General features: G+C 74.7%; 10 protein-coding genes. 2 read left to right on the plus strand and 8 right to left on the minus strand.

Features of this window, described 5'->3' with window-relative positions:
- Window positions 1-31: 31 nt before the first annotated feature.
- The 8 genes from ACWGB8_RS08450 to ACWGB8_RS08485 all read right to left on the minus strand — a co-directional run bounded on the left by ACWGB8_RS08450 (window position 32) and on the right by ACWGB8_RS08485 (window position 8890).
- Window positions 32-664 carry an HdeD family acid-resistance protein gene (locus tag ACWGB8_RS08450; protein ID WP_452211501.1) on the minus strand — a complete coding sequence of 211 codons (633 nt, stop codon included), beginning with the start codon at window positions 662-664 and terminating at the stop codon, window positions 32-34.
- Window positions 665-821: 157 nt separating this feature from the next.
- On the minus strand, window positions 822-1607 hold the full coding sequence (locus tag ACWGB8_RS08455) for an enoyl-CoA hydratase (RefSeq protein ID WP_452211502.1): 786 nt from the start codon (window positions 1605-1607) through the stop codon (window positions 822-824).
- Window positions 1608-1704: 97 nt separating this feature from the next.
- Window positions 1705-2751 carry an enoyl-CoA hydratase/isomerase family protein gene (locus ACWGB8_RS08460; protein WP_452211503.1) on the minus strand — a complete coding sequence of 349 codons (1047 nt, stop codon included), beginning with the start codon at window positions 2749-2751 and terminating at the stop codon, window positions 1705-1707.
- A 99-nt stretch (window positions 2752-2850) separates the two neighbouring features.
- Complete coding sequence (fahA, locus tag ACWGB8_RS08465) at window positions 2851-4071, minus strand: fumarylacetoacetase (RefSeq protein WP_452211505.1); 1221 nt, start codon at window positions 4069-4071, stop codon at window positions 2851-2853.
- Window positions 4068-4904: a hypothetical protein gene (locus ACWGB8_RS08470; RefSeq protein WP_452211507.1), complete on the minus strand. Its 837-nt coding sequence runs from the start codon at window positions 4902-4904 to the stop codon at window positions 4068-4070. The genes fahA and ACWGB8_RS08470 overlap by 4 nt, the downstream gene beginning before the upstream one ends.
- Window positions 4901-6100 (minus strand): cupin domain-containing protein, encoded by a 1200-nt coding sequence (locus ACWGB8_RS08475; RefSeq protein WP_452211508.1) that lies wholly within the window; start codon window positions 6098-6100, stop codon window positions 4901-4903. Before ACWGB8_RS08475 ends, ACWGB8_RS08470 begins: the two co-directional genes overlap by 4 nt.
- A 31-nt stretch (window positions 6101-6131) precedes the next feature.
- Complete coding sequence (gene hppD / locus ACWGB8_RS08480) at window positions 6132-7346, minus strand: 4-hydroxyphenylpyruvate dioxygenase (protein WP_452211510.1); 1215 nt, start codon at window positions 7344-7346, stop codon at window positions 6132-6134.
- A 194-nt stretch (window positions 7347-7540) separates the two neighbouring features.
- A complete protein-coding gene (locus ACWGB8_RS08485) occupies window positions 7541-8890 on the minus strand; it encodes a phosphoribosyltransferase family protein (RefSeq protein ID WP_452211512.1) in 1350 nt (449 codons plus the stop codon).
- Window positions 8891-9193: 303 nt separating this feature from the next.
- On the opposite strand from ACWGB8_RS08485, the gene ACWGB8_RS08490 reads away from it, so the two are divergent.
- Window positions 9194-9541: a hypothetical protein gene (locus tag ACWGB8_RS08490; protein WP_452211513.1), complete on the plus strand. Its 348-nt coding sequence runs from the start codon at window positions 9194-9196 to the stop codon at window positions 9539-9541.
- Window positions 9538-9933 carry a hypothetical protein gene (locus tag ACWGB8_RS08495; RefSeq protein WP_452211515.1) on the plus strand — a complete coding sequence of 132 codons (396 nt, stop codon included), beginning with the start codon at window positions 9538-9540 and terminating at the stop codon, window positions 9931-9933. Before ACWGB8_RS08490 ends, ACWGB8_RS08495 begins: the two co-directional genes overlap by 4 nt.
- Window positions 9934-9964 lie beyond the last annotated feature (31 nt).

A 9964-nucleotide genomic window follows, 5' to 3' on the forward strand; every position in this document is an offset into this window, starting at 1 on the left:
TCGGACGTCCGGGGTGGCGGACGTCCGGGGCTCAGACGTCCGCGGGCAGGCGCTCGGCGCGGCTGCGGACGCCGAAGGCCGTCGCGATCTCGACCACGCCGAGAATCAGCAGCCAGCACCCGGCCAGGACGGTCAGCGCGGTGATCGAGCCGACCGGCCAGACCATCAGCAGCACCCCGGCCAGGGTGTTGGCCGCGCCCGCGAACGCGTGCCAGCCGCGGGCGGGCATGTCGTGGTCGGAGGCCGCGGCGGCGATCTGGGTGATGCCCCGGAACAGCCAGCCGATGCCGATCCAGATGGCCAGGAGCAGCACGGACTGCGCCGCGCTGCGGAAGCAGAGCAGGCCCAGCAGCACGCAGACGGCGCCGCTGATGAAGGCGAGCACCCGCAGCGCGGTGGAGGTGTGGGTGCCGAAGGCGGCGACCAGCTGGACGATGCCGATGACCAGCAGGTAGAGGCCGAACAGCACGCCCACCACCATGAGCGTCTGCTTCGGCCAGACGAAGACGACCACCCCGAGGGCCAGCGAGACGAGTCCGGCGACCAGCAGGACCTGCCAGGCGGCCTTGGCGAGCAGTCCGAGCGGGCCGGGCCCGCCGGTCGGGGGGACGGGGGAGGGGAGCGGTGCGACCACGGCGGCGTACTCCTGACGGGCGGACGGCACGGGACGCCTTCATGGTCCGCAGCGCACCGGCCGGGCCGCCTGCGGAGGGCACCCGTCCGGGCTACCCGGTTACATCGCGGACCCGGGTAGCCCGGAGGGCCCGGCCACGCCGCGGGCCCGGCCCCCGTGCGGGGAACCGGGCCCGCGGGCGGCACGGTCAGCGGTGGCCGAAGGACGGCGGGCGCTTCTCGGCGAAGGCCGCCATGCCCTCCTTCTGGTCGGCGGTGGCGAACAGCGCGTGGAACAGCCGCCGCTCGAACCGCACGCCCTCGGAGAGGGTGGTCTCGAAGGCGCGGTTGACGCTCTCCTTCATCATCACGGCGGCCGGGGCCGACATCGCGGCGACCGTCTCGGCGGTGGCGAGCGCCTCGGCGAGCAGCTGGTCGGCCGGGACGACCCGGGAGACCAGGCCGGCCCGCTCGGCCTCCTCGGCGCCCATCATCCGGCCGGTCAGGCACAGCTCCATCGCCTTGGCCTTGCCGATCGCCCGGGTCAGCCGCTGCGAGCCGCCGATGCCCGGGATGACGCCGAGCTTGATCTCCGGCTGGCCGAACTTCGCGGTGTCCGCGGCCAGCAGGATGTCGCAGAGCATCGCCAGCTCGCAGCCGCCGCCCAGCGCGAAGCCGGCCACCGCCGCGATCACCGGCTTGCGGAGCCGGCCGAGCTCGTCCCAGGGGCCCAGCCAGTCGTCCAGGTAGACGCCCGGGAACTCGTTGCCCTGCATCTCCTTGATGTCGGCGCCGGCGGCGAAGGCCTTCTCGGACCCGGTGATCACCAGACAGCCGATCCCCGGATCGCGGTCGAAGTCCTGCGCCGCGGCGACGACCTCGTTCATCAGCTCGGTGTTGAGGGCGTTGAGCGCCTTCGGCCGGTTGAGCGTGATCAGCCCGACCCGCCCCTTGCGCTCCACCAGGATGGTCTCGTAGGTCCCGCTCTCGGTCATCGCCGTTGACTCCCATTCGCTGCTCGACGGCACACTGACGGTGCATACGATCGCCGACCCGCGCCGCGGGCGCCAGTCTCGCCAGGCGAGACGGTGGTCACGCGAGCCGCAGCTCGTCGTCCGGGCGCGGGGCGAAGAAGCGGGCGACCTCGTCCGCGCCGACCGCGGCCAGGGCGGCCGGGCTCCAGCGCGGGTCGCGGTCCTTGTCGACGACCTGGGCGCGGATGCCCTCGACCAGGTCGTGGGTGGTCAGCGCGGTCGCGGAGATGCGGTACTCCTGCTCCAGGGCGGCCTCCAGCCCGGCCAGCCCGCGGGCCCGGCGCAGGGCGGCCAGGGTGACCTTGACGGCCGTCGGGGAGTTGCCGAGCACCTGCTCGGCGGCCTCCTTGGCGGCGGGCGCGCCGACCGCCAGCAGGCGCTCGACGATCTCCTCCGCGCTGTCGGCGGCGTAGCAGGCGTCGATCCAGTCGCGCTCCGCGGCGAGCGGGGCGGCCGGCGCCTGCTCGGAGTACCCGGCGACGGTGGCGGCCGGGTCGCCGCCGTCGGCCAGCGCGGCCAGCAGGGCGGGTAGCGCGGCGGACGGGACGAAGTGGTCGGCGAAGCCGCAGAGCAGGGCGTCACCGGCGGTCATCGAACCCGAGGTGAGGCCCAGGTGGGTGCCCAGCTCGCCGGGGGCGCGGGCCAGCAGCAGGGTGCCGCCGACGTCCGGCACCAGGCCGATCCGGGTCTCGGGCATGGCGACCACCGACCGCTCGGTGACGATCCGGACGCCGCCGTGCGCGGAGAGGCCGACCCCGCCGCCCATGGTGATGCCGTCCATCACCGCGACGTACGGCTTCGGGTACCGGCCGATCAGCGCGTTCAGCCGGTACTCGGCGCGGAGGAACGCCCGGGCTTCGGCGCCGCCCGCCTGCGCGTCGCGGTGGAACAGCCGGATGTCGGCGCCCGCGCACAGTCCGCGCTCCCCGGCGCCGGTCAGCACCACGGCGGTGACCGCGCCGTCCGAGGCCCACGCCTCCAGGGCCGACCGCACGGCGGTGATCATGCCGGGCGTCAGCGCGTTGAGGGCCCGCGGCCGGTCGAGCACGATCCGTCCGACCGCGCCGTCCGTGAAGACCTGCACCTCTGCCACCGCTGCGCCCATGGGCCCGCTCCCCTTCGTCGTCGTCGCTGCCCCGACCTTAGACCGACCGGCAATTGGCGTGCGGCGGGACGGGTGGGTGCGGGCCCCGGGTCGCGCGGGCTACGGCACGACCCGCCCGGTCACCTCGCCGAAGCCGACCACCGTGCCGTCCGGGCCGGGGGCGGTGGCGGTGATGGTCACCTCGTCGCCGTCCTCCAGGAAGGTGCGGGTGCTGCCGTCGGCCAGCTTGACGGGCTCCTCGCCGTTCCAGGTGAGCTCGATCAGGGCGCCGCGGGTGTCCGCCGCGGGGCCGCTGACGGTGCCGGAGGCGAACAGGTCGCCGGTGCGCAGCGAGGCGCCGTTGACGGTCATGTGGGTGAGCTGCTGGGCGGCCGTCCAGTACATGGAGGCGAACGGCGGCCGGGAGACCGGGTGGCCGTTCAGGCGGACCTCCATCGCCAGGTCGAGGCCCCACGGTTCGCCGCCGCGGTCGTCGAGGTAGGGGAGCGGTTCGACGTCGCGGGCGGGCGGGGCGACCCGGGCGTGCTCCAGGGCGTCCAGCGGCACGATCCACGGGGAGACCGAGGTGGCGAAGGACTTGCCGAGGAAGGGGCCGAGCGGCACGTACTCCCAGGCCTGGATGTCGCGGGCGGACCAGTCGTTGACCAGGCAGACGCCGAAGACGTGCTCGCGGAAGCGGTCCAGCGGCACCGGCGAGCCCAGCTCGGACGGCGCGCCGACGACGAAGCCGACCTCGGCCTCGATGTCCAGCCGCCGGGTGGGGCCGAAGGAGGGCACCGCGTCGGCGGGCGCCTTGCGCTGGCCCTGCGGGCGCACGACCGGGGTGCCGGAGACCACGACGGTGCCGGCCCGGCCGTGGTAGCCGATCGGCAGGTGCTTCCAGTTGGGGGTGAGCGGGTCCGAGCCGGGGCGGAAGATCCGGCCCAGGTTGGAGGCGTGGTGCTCGGAGGCGTAGAAGTCGACGTAGTCGGCGACCTCGAACGGCAGGTGCAGCTCGACCTCGGCCAGCGGCAGCAGCAGCGGCGTCAGGGCGTCCCGGCGGGTCTCGTCGGTGAGCCAGCGGACCAGCGAGGTGCGCACCCCGGTCCAGGTCGAACGGCCCGCGGCCAGCAGCGGGTTGAGGCTGTCCGCGTCGAGCAGCACGGAGGGCGCCCCGGCGGCGCGGGCGGCGGCGCCGGCGTCCAGCACGAAGTCCCCGACGCGCACGCCGATCCGGCGCCGGCCCGGTCGGTCGCCGGCCGTGAAGACGCCGTACGGCAGGTTGTGGACGCCGAACGGCGAGTCGTTCGCGGGCGCGAACCAGCTGCGGGGGGTGCTCAACGGTCCTCCTGGGGCGGTGGGTCGAACGACAGCAGGCCGAGCGCGGCCAGGTCGTCCAGGGGTTCGGCGATGCTGCAGGTGCCGAACGCGGTGAACGAGTTGCGGATCACCGTGATCCGGTGGTCGGTCAGTTCCCGGACGGTCTTGGCGAGCACCTCGCCGGAGCGCTCGGCGAGCAGGTCGGCGGCGGCGGCCGGGTCGGTCTCCTGGGCGGCCAGCAGCACGTTGAGGAAGCCGTGGTGCTCGAAGCCGGTGACCGGGTCGGTGTGCCGGACGGCGTGGTGCAGTCCGGCGGTGCACTTGTACGGCAGGCCCCGCTGCGCGCAGCCGGTGAGGAGGGCGGCGAGCTCGGCCTCGTCCGGGAAGGCGCCCGCGACGACGCCCCCGGTGCGGAACTTGGCCCGGTAGGGGCTGTCCACCAGGGCGTCCAGGACCTCGTCCAGCCCGTCGCCGCGCAGCAGTTCGCGCGGCACCTCGACGGCGGCCGGGACGTCCGGCGGCAGCAGCAGGTCGAGGGCGGCGACGGCCTCGGCGACGTCGGTGGCGGCGATCTCGACCCCGGCGACCTCGAAGGGCGCGGCGTCGGCGAGGGCCGGGCCGAGCTCGGCGCTGCCCCCCGGCAGCACCAGCCCGACCCGCAGGCCCGCGGACCCGGGGACGGCGGCCAGCTCGGTCAGCCGGCCCGCCCCGCAGAGGAACGGGCCGACGGCGTCGGCGTACCGGGCGCCGCGGTGCGCGCGGTGGGCGGGGACGGCCTCGGCGACCGGCAGGTTGCCGGGCGGGAAGACCGCCGCGTCGTCGAACAGGCCGCGGAACAGTGCCGGGATGCTCATCGGCCCGGCCCCCGGCCCGACCAGGTCCAGGCGTAGTTCGGGTCCTCGCTCGCCCGGCCGCCCTCGCCCAGCTCCAGCGGGCGGAAGGTGTCGACCATGACGGCGAGTTCGTCGAAGAACTCGACGCCGATGGAGCGCTCGTACGCGCCCGGCTGGGGGCCGTGGGTGTGGCCGCCGGGGTGCAGCGAGATGGAGCCCTGGCCGATGCCGGAGCCCTTGCGGGCCGCGTAGTCGCCGCCGCAGTAGAACATGACCTCGTCGCTGTCCACGTTGGAGTGGTAGTACGGCACCGGGATGGACAGCGGGTGGTAGTCCACCTTGCGGGGCACGAAGTTGCAGATGACGAAGTTGTGGCCCTCGAAGACCTGGTGGGCCGGCGGCGGCTGGTGGATCCGGCCGGTGATCGGCTCGTAGTCGGCGATGTTGAGGACGTAGGGGTAGAGGCAGCCGTCCCAGCCGACCACGTCGAACGGGTGGTGCGGGACGGTGTAGCGGGTGCCCGCGATGCCGTTCGGGCCGCGGTGCTTCACCAGGACGTCGACGTCCCCGCCGTCGACCAGCAGCGGCTCCGAGGGGGCGCGCAGGTCCCGCTCGCAGTAGGGCGCGTGCTCCAGCAGCTGGCCGTACTTGGAGAGGAAGCGCTTGACCGGGGTGATGTGGCTGTTCGCCTCGATGCAGTAGGCGCGCAGCGGCTCGTCCCCGGCCGGCACCCAGCGGTGGGTGGTGGCCCGCGGGATGATCACGTAGTCGCCCGGGCCGACCTCCAGCGCGCCGAACACCGTCTCGACGGTGCCGGAGCCGGACTCGACGTAGACGCACTCGTCGCCCAGGCCGTTGCGGTACAGCTCGCTGGGGGCCCCGGCGGCGACGTACGAGATCCGCACGTCGCCGTTGCCGAGGACCAGCCGGCGGCCGGCGACGACGTCCGCGGACTTCCACTCCTGGCCGGCGAACAGGTCGTGCAGCTTGAGGTGGCGGGGGAGCAGGGGGTGGTTGGGCACCAGCGACTGGTCGGGCAGCTCCCACGGCACGGCGTTCACGACGGCCGACGGGATGCCCCGGTGGTAGAGCAGCGAGGAGTCCGAGGAGAACCCCTCCTCACCCATCAACTCCTCGTAGTACAGCCCGCCCTCGGGCGTGCGGTGCTGCGTGTGCCGCTTGGGCGGGATGCTGCCCAGCTGCCGGTAGTACGCCATCGTCCCTGCTCCTCCCAGACCCGTCCGTTGCTCAGAGGTTGCCGCGGGCGTCCTGCTCGCGCTCGATGGCCTCGAAGAGCGCCTTGAAGTTGCCCTTCCCGAAGCCCAGCGAACCGTGCCGCTCGATGAACTCGTAGAAGACGGTCGGGCGGTCGCCGATCGGCTTGGTGAAGATCTGCAGCAGGTAGCCGTCCTCGTCGCGGTCGACCAGGATGCCGCGCTTCTTCAGCTCCTCGATCGGCACCCGGACCTTGCCGATCCGCTCGCGCAGCTCGGGGTCGTCGTAGTACGAGTCGGGGGTGTTGAGGAACTCCACGCCGCGCGAGCGCAGCACGTCGACGGTGGTGAGGATGTCGTTGGTGGCGAGCGCCATGTGCTGGCAGCCGGGGCCGGTGTAGAACTCCAGGTACTCGTCGATCTGGGACTTCTTCTTGGCGATGGCCGGCTCGTTGAGCGGGAACTTCACCCGGTGGTTGCCGCTGGCGACGACCTTGGACATCAGCGCGGAGTAGTCGGTGGCGATGTCGTCGCCGACGAACTCGGCCATGTTCACGAAGCCCATGACGCGGTTGTAGAACGAGACCCACTCGTTCATCCGGCCCAGCTCGACGTTGCCGACCGCGTGGTCCAGCGCCTGGAAGAGCCGCTTCGGGGCGCCCTCGGGGCGGACCACCTTGGACTCGGCGACGACGAAGCCCGGCAGGTAGGGGCCGTGGTAGCGGGACCGGTCGATCAGGGTGTGCCGGGTCTCGCCGTAGGTGGCGATCGCGGCGCGGCGCACGGTGCCGTGCTCGTCGGAGACGTCGTTCGGCTCCTCCAGCACGGTGGCGCCGGTGGCGCGGGCGTGCGCGATGCACTTGTCGACGTCCGGGACCTCCAGGGCCAGGTCGACGACGCCGTCGCCGTGGCGGCGGTGGTGGTCCAGCAGCGGGCTGTCCGGCAGCACACCGCCCTTGATCACGAAGCGGCAGGAGCCGGAGCGCAGCACGTACGCCTTGCGGTCGCGGCGGCCGGTCTCCGGGCCGGAGTAGGCGACCAGCTCCATGCCGAAGACGACCTGGTAGAACTGCGCCGTCTGGGTGGCGTTGCCGACCACGAACACGACCGCGTCCTGCGCGGTGACCGGGAACGGGTCCGTCGCGGGGTCGTGCTCGACGAGGCCGACGAGGCGGCGCAGCTGCTCGGCGTCGAGACCGGCCTCGCGCTCCTCGGGGGTGAGCTCAAGGGCGTGGGTCTGCGGGGTCATCGGTCGTTCCTCCACGTTGAGGCATTCCGCTGGGGGCTGGCGCTCCGCAGGGGGTGGGCGGTGCGGCTGAGCGCTGAGCTTGCTCCTGTCCGGGGGGTTGGGCAACAGGTCGGAATTCCACTGTTCAATGTGTACAAGGTGATCAGAAAATCGGGTCTGCCACTGCGCAATCTGCTAGGCGTGGCGCGGCGGTTTCACGAAGTCTGTGTCAGCGGTCCGCGCGCCGCCGGACGCAGGTGTCCGGTGAACCACTCCCCGGCCAGCCCGGCGACCCGGTCCAGCGTCCCGGGCTCCTCGAACAGGTGCCCGGCGTTCGGGACGAGCACCAGCTCACTCTCGCAGCGGAGCCGCGTCCGCGCCCGCCGGTTCAGGTCGATCACCGTGCTGTCCCGGGCCCCGACGATCAGCAGGGTCGGCGCCGTCACCCCGGCCAGCGCCGGGCCCGCCAGGTCCGGCCGCCCGCCCCGGGACACCACCGCGCCCACCCCGGTACCGAGCCGGGCCGCCGCCCAGAGCGCCGCGGCGGCCCCGGTGCTGGCCCCGAACAGGCCCAGCGGCAGCCCGGCCGTCTCCGCGAAGCCGGCCGCCCCGGGCGGCCCGCCGGCCCGCTCGGCCACTGCGGTCAGCCGGGCGCCCAGCAGCTCCACGTCGAAGACGTTGCGCCGGTCCGCCTCCTCCGCGTCCGTCAGCAGGTCGAACAGCAGCGTCGCCAGCCCCGCCCGGTTCAGCTCCGCGGCCACCTGCCGGTTGCGCGGGCTGTGCCGCCCACTGCCGCTGCCGTGTGCGAACACCACCACCCCCGACGGCCCGGCCGGCACCGTCAGCCGACCCGCCAGCCGTACGCCGCCGGCCGCGACCACCACCTCGCGGTCGGCTGCCACGGCCGGACGGCCGGCGCCGCGGGCGTGCGCGAGGTGGCGCAGCACCTCCTCGTCGCCGGTCTGCGAGAAGTCCGCGTAGAACTCGCCGATCGCGAAGAACGGCGACGGCGTGCCCACGCAGACCAGCTCGTCCGCGACGCCGGCCAGCCGCGCCGTCCAGTCCGGGGGCGCCACCGGAACCGCCAGCACAACCCGGGCCGCCCCCCGGGCCCGGACGATCAGGCAGGCCGCGCGCGCCGTCGACCCGGTGGCGATGCCGTCGTCGACCACCACCACGGTGCGCCCGCGCAGGTCGGCCGGCGGCCGGCCGCCCCGGTAGCGCCGGGCACGCCGGGCCAGCTCGGCCCGCTCCCTGGCCTCCACCTCGGCCAGCTGCGTCGGTGCGACCCCGGCCGCCCGCACCACCTCGTCGTTGAGCACCCGCACGCCGTCCTCGCCGATCGCCCCCATGCCCAGCTCCGGCTGGTACGGCACCCCGAGCTTGCGGATCACGCAGATGTCCAGCGGGGCCCCGAGCGCGGCGGCCACCTCGGCCGCCACCGGCACCCCGCCCCGGGGCAGCGCCACCACCAGCGGATCCGTGCCGGCCAGGTGGCCCAGGCGGGCAGCGAGCCGCCGACCGGCTTCCGTGCGGTCGGCGAAGTACGTACCGGTGGCATCCATGGCCGCGGCCTCCGGGCTGGACGGGCGGGCCCCGAGTTCCACGGTACGTCGCGGCCCCGTGCGGGCGGGCGCCCGCCGGTCCCGGGCGGCCCGGGCACGGCGTCGGGAACGGCCCCGGGACGGCAGCGGCGCGGCCCCGGGACGGCCCTGGTACGGCCCCGGGACGCGGGCGCTGCGGCGGCGGGAGCGGAACGGGACCCGCGGCCCGTGCGGCCGGGACGGCGGGCGGCGGACGGTGGAGACCGGAAGCCGGCCCCTCGGCACCGAGGGGCCGCCGAACGAAGCGACTGGGAGGCACCGGCCATGACCGGCACCGTCATCACCGATCTCCGCCGGCGCGGGGCCGTCGACCCCGGCCGGGTGCTGACCGGACCCCTGCGCGGCGTCGGCCTCCAGCGGCTGGAGGCCGGCAGCAGCACCGAGGTCACCGCCGACGAGGTCGAGCACGCGCTGTACGTCACCGCGGGCACCGGCACCGCGGACGCGCCCGACATGCTCGTCCCGCTGGTCGAGGGCACCGGCCTGACCCTGCCCCTCGGCACCCGGACCGTCCTGACGGCGGGGCCCGACGGGATCGAGTACTTCCACGCCGTCCTCACCGTCCCGGGGAGCACCCCCCGGACCGAGCAGGAAGGAGGCGAACCGGAATGATCGTCACCACCGACTCCGGCTCCGCCACCGTCGTCCTGGGCCCCGACGGCGCCCGGGTCCGCGTCCGCGGCCTGGCCCGCCGGGAGATGCTCGCCAGCGACTGCGAGTCCTTCGACCACCTGCGGCTCAGCCCCGGCGCCCGGCACGCCGCCACCGGCCGCCCCGACGCCGAAACCGTCTGGTACGTCCTGCGCGGCCCCCTGCTGTTCGGACCGGACGCCGACTGCCCCGAGCACCTGGCCGCCGCCGGCGACCTGCTGCTCGCCCGGCGCGGCTGCCCGCTCGCCCTGCAGGCAGGCCCGCTCGGCGCCGAGGTGCTCCGGCTCACCCTCGCCGCCCGGCGCCGCGGCCTCCCGCCGCGCCGCCCCGCGCCCGCCCGGACGCGTCCGTGACGACGCGCCCGCCCGGACGCCCCCGTGCGGC

The sequence above is a fragment of the Kitasatospora sp. NPDC054939 genome (assembly GCF_053610105.1).